Genomic DNA, 18,408 nt, shown 5'->3' with positions numbered 1-18,408 from the left:
TGAAGGTAAGTCAAGTGAGCGCAACTTAAGTCAGGATAAGTTAAGTTACTGGTTTTATAGTTATTTATTGGGTTTATTTTCTTTTACCACATTGAGCACGGTTAAATTGTTGTTAACCAAATATTTGCTAGCAGCAGCGTGTAAGTCACTTTCTGTGATGCTATCTAAGATTTTGGGTAGGTTAAACACCATCCGATCATCAAGCCCAATGCTGTTTAGACTGCCAATCATCTGCGCCTGTCCACTGATACTATCTTGGCTATAAATCAAGCTGGTCATGGTGTTGGTTTTGGCACGGGTCAGTTCACTTTGTGCAATCGGTTGGGTTTTGAGCGCGTCAATCTCAGCAATGATTGCTTGTTTGGCTTGGGCAAGCGTAACGCCATCTCGTGGGGTGGCTTGGATTAAAAATAGCCCATCGCCCCGACTAAAGGCGCTGTAACCACTACCGACTGACGCTAGTAGCTGTTTTTCCCGTACTAGGCGTTTTTCTAGGCGCGCAGATAGACCGCCATCGAGCACATCGGCTAGCAGCGATAGACTATAGGCAGTTTTGGGGTCTTTTGCTGTGGTAAGTGTTGGCACATTAAACGCCATCATGACCATAGGCACCTGTACCGGCAATTGGGTGGTTTTTTCTTGATAACCACGAAACCCTGGCTGTATCACACTGGGGCGCGTTGGCAGGGTTTGCGGTTTTTTATCGGCAAAGTATTTTTTGACTTCATTGATGGCGTTTGTGGGATTGACATCGCCCACGATTACTAAGGTCGCATTGTTGGGTGCATACCATGTTTTATACCAATCGGTTAGGTCGTTTAACCTAATGGATTCGATTTCTGCCATGGGACCAATGACCGATTCTCCTTTTGGGCTATTGGGGTAAGCCATTTTGCTAAATTGCTCATAGGCGCGGGCGTTTGGGTTATCATCGGTTCGCTGGCGGCGCTCTTCCATCACCACTTGGCGCTCAGCGGTAAAGTCGCTGTCCTTTAGCTGTAAATGGGTCATCCGATCGGCTTCAAGCTCTAGGGCGAGCGCTAAGCGATTGGCAGGGAAAATTTCATAATATGCGGTGTAGTCATAGCTGGTAAAGGCATTATTGCTACCGCCAAATTTGGCAATAAGGCGTTCAAAATCTACTGAGGACACGTTTTTTGTTCCCTTAAACATCATATGCTCAAGCAAATGTGACATACCGCCTAAGTTAGTGGGTTCATCCGCAGCACCCACGCGATACCATACTTGGCTTATCACCACAGGAGAGCGGTGATCTTCTTTGATTATCACCTTTAATCCATTATCCAGCGTATATTCATGGCGCGTTGCTGCCCTAGCGCTGTCAAAATCTGTGGGGCTCGGCGTTTGCTGGGTTGTGTCAGTTACCGCGTTAGCAGTTGGATGCGCGTTAATAGGCGTATTGGCTAAAGTCGGGGTAGTTTTAGTCGGCATGGTTTTGGCTGCGATGGTCTGCGCAGTGCTGCAACCTGATACACAGAGCGTATAGGTCAAGGCGGCAGCGAGGAGGGTAAGGTTAAAAAATGTGGGTTTTGACACAGGTTTTTGATTTAACATAGTTTCTCTTTAACTTTTAATCTGGTTTTTTTGATTGTGGGGCAATGGGGTTTGCAGGCATTATAAAAGATAAACCATGATAACGGATGTTGGCATTGATTGCTATTTGAAAGCCCATTGCACGATTAAATCTGAATAAATACCACCTGCAAATTTTTAGCGCAACAAGCTGTGAACGGATAGTTTTTTGCAAGACCATGATTAATCTGAGTGTAAGGGATTGACAGCATGTTTATTTCAAACTGCGAACAAACACTGTTATAATTTTATACATCTCAATATTTTAATGACAAATTTAACCATAGGCGATGATATGAGTAGCAACCAATTTAATAACAATGCTTCTAATAAGGTGGTAATTAATTTTAATAACCAACCGACTAATTTTGATGATGCTACGATGCCCAATCTGCCTGTGCAAGATGTGCCAATTATTGAAACGCCGCGTATCGCTGAAGCCGCCCAAACGTCAACGCTGCAAACACCTGCACCCACACAACAGCCATCTGCCAATACGGCTGAGCCAACCGCAGAACCTGAACAAAAAGGTGGCTGGTTTAGCCGCATGAAGCAAGGCTTGTCAAAAAGTCGTAAAAACTTGACCGAAGGCTTAACCAATATTTTGATTGGTGGTAAAGAGATTGATGATGAACTACTAGAAGAAGTCGAAGACCAACTGTTGGTCGCCGACATCGGTGTGAATGCCACCAATCGCATTATCAAAAACTTGACCGAAGCCACTGCCCGCGGTGATTTGATTTATTCTCATTCACTGTATAAAGCGCTGCAAAAAGAACTCACCGATATCTTGACACCCAAAGTTGCGCCACTGGTGGTGGATGCTAGCACAAAACCGTTTGTTATCTTGGTCGTGGGGGTCAATGGCGTGGGTAAAACCACCACCATCGGTAAACTTGCCAAACGTCTGCAAGGTGAAGGCAAATCAGTGATGTTAGCAGCGGGCGATACGTTTCGTGCGGCAGCCACCGAGCAATTGCAAGTTTGGGGGGAGCGCAATAATATCCCTGTTGTCGCCCAAGGTCATGGTTCAGACAGTGCCTCGGTGATTTTTGATGCCATTCAATCTGCCAAAGCCCGTGGCATTGACGTGCTGATTGCCGATACTGCAGGGCGTCTACAAAATAAAACCCATTTGATGGAAGAGCTAAAAAAAGTGATTCGCGTCATGCAAAAAGCCGATCCGACAGCGCCGCATGAATCCATGATTGTGCTCGACGCCGGTACAGGACAAAATGCCCTAAATCAAGTAGAAATCTTCAATGAAGCAGTGCCACTGACAGGCGTGACCGTCACCAAATTAGATGGCACGGCAAAAGGCGGCGTGGTATTTAATATCGCTGAAAATACCAATGTGCCGATTCGTTTTATTGGTGTGGGTGAAAAAATTGATGATTTGCGCCCATTTCAAGCCGATGATTTTGTCAAAGCGCTATTTGAAAAAGACGAATAACTCATGTATCACTTAAATATTGCTAATAAGCAGATGACTAATATTGATAAAATTCAATTTAGTGAAGTGGGTTTTAGAGAGCGCCAAGATTTGCAAGAATGGATTGTGAGCAATCCAGAATGTCTTGGCGAGCCATTATTAATTATTCAAAAAGAATTTAACGGGTTTGACAATACGTCTGAAAGATTAGATTTATTGGCGTTAGATAAAAGTGGTAATTTAGTCATTATTGAAAATAAAACGGATAGTTCTGGTAAAGATGTTGTATGGCAGTCTGTGAAATATGCATCTTATTGCTCTCGACTTACAGATGAGAAAATCATAAATATTTTTGCTGACTATCTTAGAAAATATGATAGCCAAAACTCTGATGATTATATTGCAAGCGCTAAACAAAAAATAAATGAATTTCTTAGTGATAGCACAGAAGATGATATTGGATTAAATCCCAATGAAACTTCGCAACGAATCATTTTAGTCGCTGCTGAATTCCGTCAAGAAGTAACATCAGCTGTATTATGGCTGATGAATTTTGGTATTAATATCCGTTGTATAAAATGCCAACTTTTTAAATTTAATAATGACTTTTTCTTTGATACTCAGCAAATTATTCCTGTACCCGAAGTTGAAAGCTTTATGATAGATATTGCGGAGAAAAAACAAGAAGACATTCAAATCAAAAATAATAAACAAAGCGTACTAATAAGTTTTTGGTCGCAATTTATCAATGCGACTTTATCAAATGCTGAAAATTTATATGCTAATAGGACACCAAGTAAAGATAATTGGTTAGGTACTAAATTAGGAAATGGTGTCGGAATAAGTGTTGTAATTACAAAGGAATCTGTAAAAATTAGAGTTGAAATAAAAGGTAATAATAAAGAAGACACTTTAAAAATATTCGACTATTTATATCAGCATAAAGAAGAAATCGAATCAAAATTTCAATATCCTGTTAATTGGGAGCGTTGTCCTGAAACTGTATATAGTTTTATAATTATCACAAACGAAGCAGTTGGATATTCAGACAAGTCTGAATGGCGGGGTGCAAATGAATTTTTGATTGAAGAAAGTTATAAAATGCAGAAAATTCTTAAATCACTTCTAGATAAATTTGTCTTATAAAATGCTTACCACAAACTACCAACTATCAATCAAATTACCAACAATTACCCTTGTCGCACATAAGGGTTGTCTTATCGCGCTTGATTGGCAAACCCAAAAAATCCTACAACAATTAACTGCACAAGCGCACTATATACAAAGCAAAGATTTGGCTGACTCAGTAGATGACGATGCCAAAGTCTTACGAAATACCATCAGTCAACTTGACGAATATATTAATGGACAGCGACAAGTTTTTGATATTCCCTTAGATTTATCCACAGGCACACCCTTTCAGCAAAAAGTATGGCAAGCATTACGACAAATCCCTTACGGTCAAACAATCAGCTATGCACAGCTTGCGCTACAAGTAGATAGTCCCAAAAGCTTTCGCGCAGTCGCGCAGGCCAATGGCCGCAACCCACTAAGTCTCATTATTCCTTGCCATCGCGTGATTGCCAGCGATGGCAAATTGGGCGGTTATACCGGTGGGATTGAGATTAAGCAAACATTGCTTGATATAGAGCAAGCAAGTTATCAGCGATAAACAATAACCCAATGAGGCGTTATTCTTTATCATCTGCATCTTTTTCTTCCCAAGTTTCTAAGCGTTCATAAATACGACCATAAACGGTATTTTTACGATACTTGCCTTTTTTGGTCATCTCATCCGGCGCTAGACCCGTCAATAGATACATGGCTTCATTGACATGCTCTACGGCATAGATGGTAAATTTACCTGCCGTCACGCTATCGATGATATCTTGACGCAGCATCAATTGCGCCAAATTGGCTTTGGGTACAATCACCCCTTGTTTACCCGTCAAACCTTGCTCGACACACGCATCATAAAACCCGGCAATTTTGGCATTGACGCCGCCGACCGCTTGGACTTGACCAAATTGGTTCATCGAGCCAGTCACCGCCAAGCTTTGATTAATCGGGGTTTGCGATAGGGCAGATAATAGTGCGCAGGTTTCGGCTACTGTCGCGCTATCGCCATCGATACCGCCATAACTTTGTTCAAAAGCCAGCGATGCAGTAAAGTTAAGCGTGTGGTCTTCTGCAAACAGTGCTTTTAGGTAACTGCTCATAATCAGCACGCCTTTGGCATGGATAGAGCCGCCTAAATCCACATCGCGCTCGATATCAACAATATCGGCGTGCGCGGCACTGTGATGCACTGACGCTGTCAACCGCGCAGGCATACCAAATTCACTATCTGCGTAGCTGATGACCGTCAGCGCATTGATTTGACCAATCGCTTTGCCTTGGGTGCTAATCAGCTGTTGCCCTTTTTCTAGTTCTTGCCAGAACAATTGTCGTAAATAACCCGAGCGGTGGCGAATATCATCAATGGCTTGGCGGACATGGCTAGCGGTTACTGTGTTTTCAGGGCTAAGCTCTGATTGATTGATGACCGCATGGCGATTGGCTTCTAGTAAGAGCTGCGCCAATCTATCCCCATGTAGGCTTAACTCATGCTGGTCTTCCGCTTGCTCGCTGAGATAATCTAATAAACATGCTAACGCGGTGTTATCAAATGTTAGTAATTGGTATTTGCTTATCATGTCGGCAATTTTGGCGGTCATCGCTTGTTCGTTGGCGTGACTGCGTACCACGCGATCATGAAAATCTGCACGGATTTTGAATACGGCATTAAATTCAGGCTCAAAATCTAGCAGGTCATAATACAAGTCTGGCTCACCGAGTAAAATGACTTTGACATCAAGCTTAATCGGTTGTGGCTCAAGGCTGATACTGCCGGTCAGTGTCAGCATTTGCTCAAGGCTCGACATCTTGATTTGGCGGCTTTGCAGCGCGCGTTTGAGACCTTGCCACGCATACGGATATTCAAGCAAATTAGTTGCTTCAAGCACCAAATAACCGCCATTCGCACGATGCAGTGAACCGGCGCGAATTAGACTGACATCAGTTGACACGGTGCCCAAATGGGTAATTTGCTCGACATGACCGAGTAAATTTAAATGGGTGGGTAAGTCTTCAAACACAATAGGTGCGCCTTGATCGGGCGCATGGCTGGCAATCACATTGACAAAATAGCGCGCTGGTAATGGCGAGAAATGGCTGGGCAAAAACTCTTCATCATCTTCATTGATGATTCGTTCTACATGATTGACGATATCGTCATGCACGTCTTGCAAATACTTACGAACCTTTGGTAAGGCTTGATACTTGTCAAATAACGGCTCAATCAATGGTTTTAAGGTACGCCGAGTCAATGAGTGGTGTAGCGCTTGTAGGGTCTGATTGGCTTCATCTTCAATTTGCTCAAGCTCAACGGTCAGTTGGCTCAAGCGTTTTTGCATGTGGTTCTTATCTTGATAATTGGCCACATATGGCGATTTTGGGGTTAAGCCAAAGCTGGCTTGATTGGTTGCGCTTGAGGTATTATTAGTGGTGCTAGAGGTTTGATTGGCTTTAAGTGGTAAAACTGGTGCTTTACCGCTGGATTTTTGGCGACCCAATTTATTAGCAGGTTTGATTGATAAATAACCATCGCTTGGCTCGATATCATTGTAACTGTCATTGTCATTGCCATCGGCTCGGTTGTCACTAAAATCAGATTTGATAAAAATCGGTTTATTGTCCGAAGGTCGCAGCGCCAATGCAAGTGAATATTGTTTGCCTTCTTCATGCAGCGCATGATAGACCTGTTCTTCACGAAGGCTAATTTCATTCTTTATGGCTTCTACTTTACTTTGATAGTGCTCACTGCGAAAACGCTGATTGAGCTGACGTTTGGTGGTTAGCCAAAAGGTTTTGACATCTTCCGCTAATTGCTTGCCCATGCCGGCAGGCAGGTCAAGTGCAATCGGGGTACGCGCATCAACAAAATTATGCACATATACCCAGTCATTGGGTGTGGGTTTTTGTTTGGCGTGTGCTTGTAGCAGGCGAGTGATTAAGGTGCGTTTGCCCAGTCCGTTTTCACCTGCAGCAAAGATATGATAACCATTGGCATTGATATCAAGCGCAGTGGCAATCGCTTTACAGGCGCGCTCTTGCCCAAAGCCAATCTCAAGCGTTTTGGTATGGTCGCTATCTTTTGGCAAGGTCGCTGGGTCGGTATAACGGCGCAACTGCGAGATTGCAACAGGTTGTAAATTGTCAGATTTGATGGTGTCGGTAATGATAGCGGCGGATTTTGAGGTCACAGCGGTAGTACGAACAGATTTTGCAAGGGTATTTTTCATAAAACAAGTTTCATCAACGCATTAAAAAGCGGTAGTGGAAAAGATAAACAATGACAGTGACAGTTAGAGTGACAGTGCTTAGGGTCTAAGGTTTGAAGTCTGAAATCTAAGGTTTAGGGTCACTTATAGTTAACAGATAGGTTTTGGTAAGTGGTAATAAAGTATCAGTATGATGTGGTTTTTTGTTGATAAAATCAATGGCTATTTTTTCGCGAATCGTTGCCTTAAGGTTTCAGCCGCAGTAATATAAAAGTTGATGGGCAAGTATTTGCTAAGATAACATATTGACGCTTAACACAATCGTTTGAGACAACAACATGGCTAAAACAGAAAACGGATTTATTTTAGCGCTGGATCAGGGCACTACCTCAAGCCGCAGTATCATCTTTGATAACCAATTAACACCCATCGCCATTGCCCAAAAGCCGCTGAGTATCATCACCCCAAAAGCCGGGTTTATCGAGCAAAATGCCAATGACATCTGGCAAACCCAAATTAGTACTGCCCAAGAAGTGATTGCCAAAGCAGGATTATTGGCGACAGATATTTCAGCCATCGGTATCACCAACCAACGTGAGACCACCATAATTTGGCATAAAAAGACGGGTAAGCCTGTCGCACCCGCCATTGTCTGGCAAGATAGACGTACCCATCAGTGGTGCAGAGACTGGCGTGATAAAGGCTTTGACGCCAAAATCCAGCAAATTACCGGACTACGTATAGATCCGTATTTTAGTGCCAGCAAAATCGTATGGCTGTTAAACCAAAACCCTAAGCTTCGCCAGCAAGCGCTAGCAGGTGAGTTGGCTTTTGGTACTGTGGATAGTTGGCTATTGTTTAACATGACAGGCGAGCATAGCATTGATATCACCAATGCGTCACGCACCATGCTGATGTCTTTGCAAACAGGCGACTGGTCTGAGGAGTTATTGGAATTATTTGATATTCCCAAAACCATGTTACCTACCATCAAGCCATCGGATGGCGATTTTGGGGTCACCAAACAAGGGATGTTTGGCAAACAAATCCCAGTCACGGCAGTGCTAGGCGATCAGCAAGCGGCATTGTATGGGCAGGGCTGTAACCGAGCAGGGATGGCAAAATCCACCTATGGCACCGGCTGTTTTTTATTAATGAATACCGGCGATAAGCCCTGTGTCAGTCATCAGCAATTACTCACCACTGTCGCTTGGCAAACCACAGAGGCGAATCACACTCGTCAACCTAACCGGCATGAACCTTCAGGTAAATTGCCCAACTTGCTAAAACCTTTACAAAATTTACAACGAAATAAAAAAACAAGCGTCACGCAAACACAATATGCGCTTGAAGGCAGTGTGTTTATGGCAGGTGCCATCGTGCAGTGGTTACGCGATAATTTAGGTATGATAGCGCGCAGTGAGGACATTGAAACCTTGGCAGCAAAAGTACCGGATAGCCAAGGGGTGACCCTGATTCCTGCCTTTACCGGGCTTGGTGCACCTTACTGGCGAGCAGATGCTACCGCAAGACTTATCGGGCTGACACGTGGTACTACCAAAGCGCATATCGCAAGAGCCGCCTTAGAAGCAATTGCGCTACAAGCTTATGATGTGTTAATCGCCATGCAAAAAGATAGCCCTGTGCCGCTGCACGAACTGCGCGTGGATGGGGGCGCTGCCAATAACAATATCTTAATGCAATTTCAAGCCGATATACTCAATGTCCCTGTGCTGCGACCAACGACCACTGAGAGTACCGCAAAAGGGGTGGCATTATTGGCAGGGCAAGCGGTGGGACTATATGATGACACTAGCATTGGTGAAAGTTGGCAGTTAGACCGTATCTTTGAGCCTAAGATGGCATTGTCTGAGCGCCAAGCCATCGTGGAGCGTTGGCAGTTTTATATCAATCAACTATTAAACGAACAAAATTAAAGCAAGAAAATCATTAATATAGCTCTAAAAAACTAAAAATAATTTAAAAACAAATAGTTAACTATATGAAAAATTTTTTAAAGACTCGACACGAGAGTGATTTTCGTTAGCAATTAAGGTGATTAAGTAAAAAAAAGCACTTTATGCACCCAATTTTTAAACCCTGCTTAAAAATATCAGCAAATTTTGGCTAAAAATAGTGATTTTTTGTGTAGAAATTGAATAAAAAAATGTATAATGCTCCAAAATTCGACACTGTGTTGACAGTGATGAGAGTTATGAAGATGAAAGTCAGGAAATTTTTTGGACAATGTTGGTATAAGCAAGCAGGGATAACTGGTAACTCAACATTAAGGATATGACAGTGGACAATCAATTTGTTATCGCTACGGCAAATTTACTCAACTTTGCATTGCCCAATCGGGTTTTTTATCGAAACCAAGACGTGTATACGCCGCAGCAATATCAACAAAAGATTAATGCACTTGCCCCCATCTTTCGGCAATTGCAAGCTGATATCATTGGTTGCCAAGAAATTTGGGATGAGCAAGCACTCATTGACTTATGTCGTGCGGCCGGTCTCAATGACTATCATGTCACTGTACCATTAGCCAGTAATCAGCCAGATAGTCCATTAACCCAAGGACGAGGCGCAATTGGTACCCCGAGCGTAGGTTTGATATCGCGCTTTGAGATTATTAACACCCAATTGCTCACGCAGATGCCTGCGATTGCGTTGTTAGACGTTCCTGATGTTGGGCTTTATCAACAATTTAATCGTCCCCCGCTGATTGCCGACATCAGATTGCCAAATGGCATGGTGGTCACCGTGATTGTGGCGCATCTAAAAAGTAAACGCCCTGAGTTTTTAGAAAACGCGCAAGGCGAGCCGTTAGAAGATCGCAATGATCCGCTAATTCGAGTCCGCGCCAAGCTGCGCAGTCTTTGTATGCGGGCAGCGGAAGCGGCAGGCATTCGCCAAGTGGTCATCGAAAAACTGTCACACAACAACCATCCGCTGATTTTGTTAGGGGATATGAATGATGTGATGCAAAGTGTCACTTGTCAGCTTTTAAGCGAATCGGGCGAAGTATTTTATGATAAGTCGATGCGGGATATCGTGCTGTATGATGCCTCTACGATACAAAGCCGTATGCACTGGCTCAAAGATGTGGCGTACACCCATATCCACCAAGGTATGCCAGAAGTGCTTGACCAAATTTTGGTATCTGAACAATTTTTAGCTGATAGTAAATTTAACATCGGCGAAGTATTACAAGTTGATTATTTTAACGATCATCTCAAATTTATTGTAGAACAACGCCCAACTGATCATGGATTGGTACGGGCACAAATTAAACTTTATTCATAATCAGTCGATAGAGAGGAAATATGTCAAGCGCTTATGATGAAAAAATTGAGGATGTGTTAGTGGACTCTGAGCTCGCTCGCCGCCTAGTCCCTAACAAATTCAAGTTCACTAGCCAGCAAGGTCGTTTACGTCGCCAAAAATTATTAGCCGCTGCCAAAGAATTGAGCGCGACCCGACCTGTCAGTGAGATTAGTTTGGCTGATGTATGTGAACGAGCGGACATTCCCAGAGCCTCAGCCTATCACTTCTTTCCAAACGTTGAAGCGATTTTTTTGGCATTGCGTTTTTTAAATGCGATAGAAATTTTTAACAAGCTTGAAAAAGTCGATGCCAAACAATTTAGTCGCTGGCAGGCTTATATCACCACAGTCATTGAGACAGGCGTTGATATTATTCAATCCGATTTAACGGTTGCCCGTTTGATTTATGAGACCAATACCCCAGATTTTGAGGGCAATGCGTTTGGTAGTGAAATCGAAAAAAGCCTCGCCCAAATGGTGTATGATAAGCTGTCTGAGCATTATAAAATGCCGGCTTTAGAAACCATTCATCAGCAATTGTTAGTCGCATACGGTATCATTAATGGTATTTTTATTTTAGCTTATCGCTCAGAAAAAGAAATTACCGATGCCTATCGCCAAGAAGCGATTACAGCGGTGATTGCTTATCTACGTTGTTATCTACCTGAAAATTTGCCAAAAAACGGCTAATTTTATAACCTACTAGGGTTTTAAGCGATAGGCAATACAAGAGGTAATAAAAAACCCATCAGCGAGATGGGTTTTTTTACTTAAACAGAAAATCTACGACTTGATTTTATTTTGAGTATTTTGTGCGGTATTGGTTACTGCGTCACCTGTTTTTGATACGTCTTTACCAAAACCTTTGACTGTATTACAACCTGTGACAGCAAACATAACAGCGATTGATGCAGCGATTAATTTTTTCATTTTAAATTTCCTCAGATATATCCATTATTTTTTAACAGTTTTTAGCTACCAGATTAAATCATGCGACTTTATTGACTTATAAAAGTTAAAATAAAGTAAAACATGCTTGGTAGAGTCATGGTAATGCAGTTTAGTCTAACGTCGCTATAGCGTTAATGTAACCAAAACTATCAAGTTGTAAAAAAAACTTAAATTTACGCAATAAGTATAGGTTTTTTGTAAATTAATCTTCGTATTTAGCGCTTTTTTATTTCAATCTGTTTAAGGATGTCGACATGATTCACGTAGTATTAGTTGAACCCAAAATGCCAAGCAACACAGGCAATATTATTCGGTTATGCGCCAATACGGGCGCAACGCTACATTTGGTTGAGCCACTAGGGTTTGAGTTAGAAGATAAAAAATTACGCCGAGCAGGGCTAGACTATCATGAATGGGCAAATGTCAAAGTACATGCCAATTGGCAGGATGCACAGGACAGTCTAAGCCAAAGTGGGGTACAAAGAATTGTTGCTTTGACCACCAAGCTTAGCAAACCTTTATATGATGAAGATTTTACGCAAGTGGCAAATATCGCTTTGGTATTTGGGTCAGAGACAGCCGGATTACCCGAGCCAATTCGCGCGGCAATTGGTCAAGATAACTGGTTGCGTTTGCCTATGTTGCCGACCTCTCGCAGTTTGAATTTATCTAACAGCGTGGCAATTACATTATTTGAAATTTGGCGTCAGCAGGGATTTGGCGGTGATAACGGTCACAGTATCGGTTATGACAATCTCGTCCCTTATGACCCAAAATAATCTCAAAATTTATAAGCAATTTGCAGGTTTTGGCAACCCTGCAATGCGGTTGACATGACGCGCGACAAGACCTGTGTTAAACATGGCTTGCAATTTGGCATTATCAACCGCCAATGAAGGCAATTGCTTGGATAAAAACTTGATTAAAGGACGGGTCGTCGGTGGATGGCTGTATAAATCATAATATTGACGCACTGCGTCTATGATTTGATAGTGCTCAGGGGTTAACGTGACATCCAGCGTGTTTGCCAATTGTTGCGCGATATTTGGTGTCCAGGTTTGATGAGCTATCAAATGACCGTCTTGGTCAAGTTCGGGAAGTTGGGTCATAGTATTTATAAGTCAAAAGTGGTATCAAAATGAGGCGGTGTAGTTGGCTGTAGCGCGACTTGAGCACACCAATCAAAGTCTGCTGAAAGGTTCGCTTGCCACGCTTTTAATCTATTAAAATCTGCTAGCGCCAGCCAAGCGGGCGGCATATCATACATATCAAGGGATGCCAGCATATGGGCAAGCTTGCCCATAGGCTCATCAAGTAGTAAGTTTAGCATGCCATCACCGATAGTCAGCTGAATTTGGTGGTCAAACGCCGCCAGCGCAAACGCCATTGATAAGGCTTCATGACAAAGCAAAAACGTGTCAGCGTGAATATTAATGATAATTTTCATAGTTAATCGCTATCGCTAAACCCAACCCAATTAAAACTGATAAACCGTTGTTGCCCTGTGCAGATGCATGGCCAATTCACCCAAACCGACTAATTCAAAGCCATCTGCCAAATTGTCACCTTGTAGCTGATGTCTAGTCGCATTGTCAGCATCTGTCACCCCGCGAGCCAAAGCGGCACTCACACACACTTGAATGGTTAAATCATGACTCATAGCAAAGTGTTGCCAATTTTTTGCCAGATTTTCGATATCATCGGGCAGCCAAATTAATCGGTTGGCCAACATCACCGCATCACTATATAAGAAAATTTTAAAATCGGTACTAGTTAACGAGTTTTGCTCATTGGTTGTTTTACCATCGTTTGCACATAGCGATTGGGCGCATTCAAGCGCTTGTTTGGTAAGCGGATGACTAGGCGCATGTGTCATCAGCATCACAATTGGTGTATCGAGCGTCGAAGTATTTGGCATAGCGGTATTATTCGATGTAGTTATCAAATCAGTCATTTAACCATCTATAAATTAATCTATAAAGCTGCAATCTGCTCGCTATTTTAGCAAAATCGACCCCTATTTGCGATGCAATTGTCATCAAACTGTTATTAAATTGACATGAGGTTGTCAATGGCGGCTTATAAGCTTAACTCATACAAAGGATTGATTTAATTTACCGAAACGGCTTTTGCAGTCAAACAAAGCAGTCGGTTGTAATGGTTGATAACATACTATGAGTGACAACACTGTAAACACTAATTTGTACCAGACCTCGTCTGACACTCAGACGACGTCAGCAAATCACATGAATCTCTCAACTCAAGTTGCAGGCACACCTTTTCATGACAATAGGCCATCATTGCATATCGCTTTGGTGACTGAAACTTGGTTGCCAGATATCAATGGGGTAGCCTCAAGCGTTTATCAAATCATGCGCGAACTCAAATCGATGGGGCATCGCATCACTTTGATTCGCCCCAAACAAAGCGATGAAGTCGAACAACATACCCTAACGACAGGGCTTAACACGGCGGCTGTTACCACTGATTTACAAGTGCCAAGTTTGCCCATTCCTTATTATCCGCATCTGCGCATGGGGCTACCTTGTTACCGATTTTTAACGAAGCAGCTGCGCAAGCTTCGTCCTGATATTGTACATATCGTGACGGAAGGTCCTTTGGGGCTTGCGGCGTTGATTGCTGGCAAACAGCAAAGCATTAAAGTCTCTTCAGGTTATCACACCGCGTTTCATGATTTTAGCCGATACTTTGGTTGGAAAGTAATCTCACTACCTTTGCTTGCGTATATGAAGCGTTTTCACAACCATTGCAATGCCACCTGTATTCCAAGCCAGACCACCCAACATCAGCTCGCTGAATTTGGTTTCAAGCATTTGTACCAAGTCGGTCGTGGCGTTGATACAGCGCGCTATGCACCGAGCAAACGTAGCCAAGCATTACGGCAAAGTTGGGGCGTGGGCGAGGGCACCACAGTGTTAATGTGTGTGAGCCGTGTTTCCCCTGAAAAAGGTATGGATACCGTCATTAAAAGCTTCAAAGCGCTACAATTACAGCAGCTGCATCGTCATGTCAAATTAGTGATTGTCGGTGATGGACCATACAAAGAAGCGCTCGTTAAACGGCATGCCAATGATACAAGCATTATTTTTGCAGGCTTTAAAACAGGCGAGGCGCTGGCAAGTTATTATGCCAGTGCCGATGCTTTTGTGTTTGCTAGTCAAGTGGAAACTTTCGGTAATGTCGTCACCGAAGCGATGGCATCGGGGTTACCAATTTTTGCCTATCATGATGCGGCTGCGGCGCTGTTGGTGGATGATAGTTGTGGTAAAACTGTACCGCTTGGGCAAGAACAACGCTTTGTAGAGATGATTAGTGAATTGCCCAAACAACAACAGCTTGATCAGATGCGACTAGCTGCAAGGCACAAGGTGGCTGCTTTTTCTTGGCAAAAACCTGCCCAAGAAATGTTGACCATGTTTTATGAAGTGCTATCAATTCAGACGAACACCCTAACAGCCAGCACAGTGACGCCAACCATTTTGTCTTCTCAATCAATGGCTCAACATCCGCTCGCGGATTTAACAATCGCCCTCACACCTGAGTCAGTTCACCCGACTGTCGGGGCAAAAAAACAGCCACGATATAGTCATTCACTCCAAAGTAGCCACTCAACCCAAAATAGTCACCCAACCCCAAGACCCGCTGAATCTGCCGCGTTTTTCTCCAAAACGTGAGGTTCAAATAGGCAAAAAAAGGATGGCGCCATGAATCACCCCATCAATCAATCCATGAATCAACCCATAAAAAATCCCAATCTGTCACTTGCCAATTCAGAATTCACCTGTACCTCTGCTAGCCCTGTCGAAAACTTACCCAATTTAATGCGCAATTATTATCAGTTTTTGCACAGTAAACCTAAACTACATCATTTGCAAAAGCGCGTGCTGCAATGGGACACCCGCTTATGTTTACGGGTAAATTTGCTGTCACAATTGAAGTTTTTTGCCCAGTTCTTCAAAACCATCAGCCGCTTAGGCGATGGTTGGTTTTGGGCAGTATCGACGGTAGTGATGTTAGTAGCGTTACTATCGCAAGGACTGGTCGCTAGTATCGTTGCTATGAAAGTGTGTGCGGTGTTACTCAGCAGTTTTTGCGGTTATTTGCTGTATAAGTATTTAAAAGTACACACAGTGCGTCCACGCCCTTACCAAGTACACCAGACCATTACTTTAGGCGAACGGCCTTTAGATGTATTTAGTTTTCCATCGGGGCATACACTGCAAGCGGTATTGTTTACCACCATGATAGGGCATCAAGTGCCGATGATGTTATGGGTATTGCTACCATTTACGATGCTGGTGGCATTATCGCGCTTGGTATTGGGGTTACATTATCCCACCGATGTGTTGGTGGGGGCGGGCATTGGTGCAACATTTGCGACCATCGGTAGCAAAGTGAGTGATTACTTGGTTGCGTAAAGGATGTTGCCAAATAATGAAATCGCTAACTATTAAGGCAATGGAAAGCCAAACTGCGCACACATCGTTAACCAATCTGTATCCACAGGTGCCGTGATATCAACACGCTGATTGTCAGTCAGTCTATTAAAAGCCAAGGTATGCGCATGTAACATCAATCGATGCACGCCGATATGTTGACGGATGGCGCGATTTTGGTGATGATCGCCATAGCTGGTATCGCCAATAATCGGATGAAACACATGCTTCATGTGGCGACGTAGTTGGTGTTTTCGTCCGGTAATGGGCGTCAATCTAGCCAGACTAAAGCGTGACGTGGGATAGCGTGCGCGCGCTTGAAACGGCTGCTCAGTTGTTGCCAAGCATTGCCAGTGCGTTTGCGCAGGTTGCAGTAAGGTTAATTCAGCAGGGCTGCTAAGGGCTGCATCAAACATGTCTGTCGAACTAAGCTTTCTTTGTTGCAGCGCCCGCAAACTTGGTTTATCGCCAATTTTATCCAACATTTGTGTGAGTGGGTAATCAATCAGCCCAGATGTCTGCTGGGATGTCTGCGCATTAACTGTCAAATATCCGCGCACGATGGCTAAGTAAGATTTTTGCACTTGCCTGTTTTCAAATTGCTCACACAGTTGCCGCGCTGATTCGCTCGATAAAGCAAACAGTAACACCCCTGACGTCGGTCGGTCTAAGCGATGAATCGGATAAACATATTGACCCAGTTGATCGCGTAGGGTCTGCATCACAAACTCGGTTTCATGACGGTCAAGCCAGCTTCGATGAACGAGCATACCCGCAGGCTTATTGACAGCCACACAGTATTCATCTTGATATAAAATTTCTAACATAGCGTTTCCCCAAAAGCCACAGACATAAAAAAGGTCAGAATCGTATCTGACCTTTTCACCACATTAACCATTATTCATGTTCATTGTGCATCGGTGGATGACGCTTAAAACCACCCGTTTTAAATGCCAAGTAGATGATACCGATTACTGCCCAGCCTAAGCCCATTTTGATGGCGATAGGCTCACTTTCTTTCCACATCAGCGCAACACTGATAAAGCCAAGCAGCGGCACAATCAAATACATCAACAAATCATAGGCACTGTGGTAGCGTTTTTCACGGATGATGTAGGTCGCGATGACGGATAAATTAACAAAACTAAACGCCGTCAATGCCCCAAAACTAATCAAATGCGCGATGACATCAAACTCAATAAAACCCGCGGTTAAGGCAATCACACCCGCGATATAGATATTGTAGGTTGGGGTCAAGTATTTTGGATGAATATGACCAAAAATACGTTTATTAATGACCCCATCACGCCCCATCACATACATCAAACGAGAGACACCCGCATGTGCAGAAATACCTGACGCCATCACCGTGACAATTGCAAAGCCCAATACGGCGGCTTGAAACGCAGAACCACCCACCAACATCAAAATATCTGGCTGGGTAGCAGCCACATCTGGGAAATATTTGTCAGGAGTTTGTGGGAAATAAATCTGCATAAAGTAAGTGCTAATGATAAACACAATACCTGCAATCAATGCGGTCAAGAAAATTGCTTTTGGTAGGGTTTTTTGCACATCTTTGGTTTCTTCTGCCAATGAGCTTAGTGAGTCAAAGCCTGTGAAAGAGAAACATAAAATGGTTGCACCACTGATGAGTGCCGTCATGTTAGCAATATCACTCCAAAACGGCTTTAAGCTCCATAATTGGTAAGCTGCAGCATTGATAGTGCCGTCCGCATTGGTGCCCGCCATCAATTTGCTATACACCAACCACGTAAATACACCGATAATCAATAGCTGAATAAACACAATCCAACTATTAAAATAAGCCACGACTTTGGAGCCATGCACGTTAATCCAGGTCATAAATCCCGTCAGAATAAATACCCAAATCCATTTGTTGACATCAGGGAACAGCGCTTCAAGATAAATCACCGCTAGGATAATATTCACCAAAGGTGACAATAAATAATCCAACCAAGAAGACCAACCCACCATAAACCCGACATTGGGATGAATCGATTTTTGCGCATAGGTATATGCCGAACCCGCCGAAGGATAACGACGAATCATGCTACCGTAACTTAGCGAGGTAAGCAAAATAGCAATCAATGCAATAATATAAGATGTTGGAACGTGCTGATGACTGGCTTCAGAAACCAAGCCAAAGGTATCAAATACGGTCATGGGCTGAATATACGCCAAACCAATAATGATAATGTGCCAAAGGGCTAAATGACGTTGCAATTTAGCGGGCGAATTAGTCGCAGTGGGGGTATTGTTCAAAGCTACCTTTCTCCTATACCCAGTGGTGTTAAAAACAG

Annotated in this window: 17 protein-coding genes; 9 read left to right on the top strand and 8 right to left on the bottom strand. The window is 43.3% G+C overall.

The annotated features are described in order from the left end of the window. Nucleotides 1–60: 60 nt before the first annotated feature. Nucleotides 61–1,575, bottom strand: a complete 1,515-nt coding sequence (locus RT084_RS02785; protein WP_312383267.1) for a M16 family metallopeptidase — start codon at nt 1,573–1,575, stop codon at nt 61–63. A gap of 313 nt (nt 1,576–1,888) precedes the next feature. On the opposite strand from RT084_RS02785, the gene ftsY reads away from it, so the two are divergent. Genes ftsY through RT084_RS02770 form a run of 3 tightly spaced genes read left to right on the top strand, consistent with a single transcriptional unit; the run spans nt 1,889 to nt 4,697 of the window. Continuing rightward, nucleotides 1,889–3,046 (top strand): signal recognition particle-docking protein FtsY, encoded by a 1,158-nt coding sequence (gene ftsY / locus RT084_RS02780; protein WP_409418394.1) that lies wholly within the window; start codon nt 1,889–1,891, stop codon nt 3,044–3,046. A 3-nt stretch (nt 3,047–3,049) separates the two neighbouring features. After that, a complete protein-coding gene (locus RT084_RS02775; RefSeq protein WP_203171726.1) occupies nt 3,050–4,171 on the top strand; it encodes a DUF4268 domain-containing protein in 1,122 nt (373 codons plus the stop codon). A 1-nt stretch (nt 4,172) separates the two neighbouring features. Then, a complete protein-coding gene (locus tag RT084_RS02770; protein WP_312383271.1) occupies nt 4,173–4,697 on the top strand; it encodes a methylated-DNA--[protein]-cysteine S-methyltransferase in 525 nt (174 codons plus the stop codon). Nucleotides 4,698–4,716: 19 nt separating this feature from the next. Here RT084_RS02770 and RT084_RS02765 read toward each other — a convergent pair whose 3' ends face one another. Beyond that, complete coding sequence (locus RT084_RS02765) at nt 4,717–7,368, bottom strand: AAA family ATPase (protein WP_312383272.1); 2,652 nt, start codon at nt 7,366–7,368, stop codon at nt 4,717–4,719. Nucleotides 7,369–7,685: 317 nt separating this feature from the next. Between RT084_RS02765 and glpK the strand changes: the two genes are divergently transcribed. The 3 genes from glpK to RT084_RS02750 all read left to right on the top strand — a co-directional run bounded on the left by glpK (nt 7,686) and on the right by RT084_RS02750 (nt 11,366). Further along, nucleotides 7,686–9,284, top strand: coding sequence for a glycerol kinase GlpK (glpK, locus tag RT084_RS02760; RefSeq protein WP_313097564.1), 1,599 nt, complete (start codon nt 7,686–7,688; stop codon nt 9,282–9,284). Between the two features lie 364 nt (nt 9,285–9,648). Next, nucleotides 9,649–10,656 carry an endonuclease/exonuclease/phosphatase family protein gene (locus RT084_RS02755; protein ID WP_409418395.1) on the top strand — a complete coding sequence of 336 codons (1,008 nt, stop codon included), beginning with the start codon at nt 9,649–9,651 and terminating at the stop codon, nt 10,654–10,656. A gap of 20 nt (nt 10,657–10,676) precedes the next feature. Further along, nucleotides 10,677–11,366 carry a TetR/AcrR family transcriptional regulator gene (locus tag RT084_RS02750; RefSeq protein ID WP_007116896.1) on the top strand — a complete coding sequence of 230 codons (690 nt, stop codon included), beginning with the start codon at nt 10,677–10,679 and terminating at the stop codon, nt 11,364–11,366. 93 nt (nt 11,367–11,459) lie between these two features. Here the strand turns inward: RT084_RS02750 and RT084_RS02745 are convergent, their stop codons facing one another. Then, nucleotides 11,460–11,606 (bottom strand): entericidin A/B family lipoprotein, encoded by a 147-nt coding sequence (locus RT084_RS02745; RefSeq protein WP_060994912.1) that lies wholly within the window; start codon nt 11,604–11,606, stop codon nt 11,460–11,462. A 275-nt stretch (nt 11,607–11,881) separates the two neighbouring features. On the opposite strand from RT084_RS02745, the gene RT084_RS02740 reads away from it, so the two are divergent. Continuing rightward, nucleotides 11,882–12,406, top strand: a complete 525-nt coding sequence (locus RT084_RS02740; protein ID WP_312383278.1) for a tRNA (cytidine(34)-2'-O)-methyltransferase — start codon at nt 11,882–11,884, stop codon at nt 12,404–12,406. Nucleotides 12,407–12,415: 9 nt separating this feature from the next. Here RT084_RS02740 and RT084_RS02735 read toward each other — a convergent pair whose 3' ends face one another. From RT084_RS02735 to tusD, 3 genes are read right to left on the bottom strand one after another with little or no spacing between them, the layout of a single operon-like run. After that, nucleotides 12,416–12,736 carry a TusE/DsrC/DsvC family sulfur relay protein gene (locus RT084_RS02735; RefSeq protein ID WP_312383280.1) on the bottom strand — a complete coding sequence of 107 codons (321 nt, stop codon included), beginning with the start codon at nt 12,734–12,736 and terminating at the stop codon, nt 12,416–12,418. Nucleotides 12,737–12,741: 5 nt separating this feature from the next. Next, nucleotides 12,742–13,074, bottom strand: coding sequence for a hypothetical protein (locus tag RT084_RS02730; protein ID WP_313097559.1), 333 nt, complete (start codon nt 13,072–13,074; stop codon nt 12,742–12,744). Nucleotides 13,075–13,104: 30 nt separating this feature from the next. Beyond that, nucleotides 13,105–13,545: a sulfurtransferase complex subunit TusD gene (tusD, locus tag RT084_RS02725; protein WP_409519588.1), complete on the bottom strand. Its 441-nt coding sequence runs from the start codon at nt 13,543–13,545 to the stop codon at nt 13,105–13,107. A gap of 328 nt (nt 13,546–13,873) precedes the next feature. Between tusD and RT084_RS02720 the strand changes: the two genes are divergently transcribed. Together RT084_RS02720 and RT084_RS02715 are read left to right on the top strand one after the other, a co-directional pair. Further along, nucleotides 13,874–15,322 (top strand): glycosyltransferase family 4 protein, encoded by a 1,449-nt coding sequence (locus RT084_RS02720; protein ID WP_313097554.1) that lies wholly within the window; start codon nt 13,874–13,876, stop codon nt 15,320–15,322. A gap of 147 nt (nt 15,323–15,469) precedes the next feature. Next, the gene (locus tag RT084_RS02715) at nt 15,470–16,066 is read left to right on the top strand and encodes a phosphatase PAP2 family protein (protein WP_062334628.1); all 597 of its coding nucleotides are present in this window, start codon (nt 15,470–15,472) and stop codon (nt 16,064–16,066) included. A 32-nt stretch (nt 16,067–16,098) separates the two neighbouring features. On the opposite strand, the gene RT084_RS02710 is transcribed toward RT084_RS02715, so the two are convergent. Together RT084_RS02710 and RT084_RS02705 are read right to left on the bottom strand one after the other, a co-directional pair. After that, on the bottom strand, nt 16,099–16,911 hold the full coding sequence (locus RT084_RS02710) for a pseudouridine synthase (RefSeq protein WP_313097553.1): 813 nt from the start codon (nt 16,909–16,911) through the stop codon (nt 16,099–16,101). Nucleotides 16,912–16,981: 70 nt separating this feature from the next. Next, the gene (locus RT084_RS02705) at nt 16,982–18,370 is read right to left on the bottom strand and encodes an APC family permease (RefSeq protein ID WP_284033881.1); all 1,389 of its coding nucleotides are present in this window, start codon (nt 18,368–18,370) and stop codon (nt 16,982–16,984) included. Nucleotides 18,371–18,408: the final 38 nt, after the last annotated feature.

Source organism: Moraxella sp. CTOTU48717 (genome assembly GCF_032057165.1).
Taxonomy (GTDB): domain Bacteria; phylum Pseudomonadota; class Gammaproteobacteria; order Pseudomonadales; family Moraxellaceae; genus Faucicola; species Faucicola tetraodonis.
Note: the sequence above shows the minus strand (reverse complement) of the source record. Positions and strands in the feature narration are given on the sequence as shown.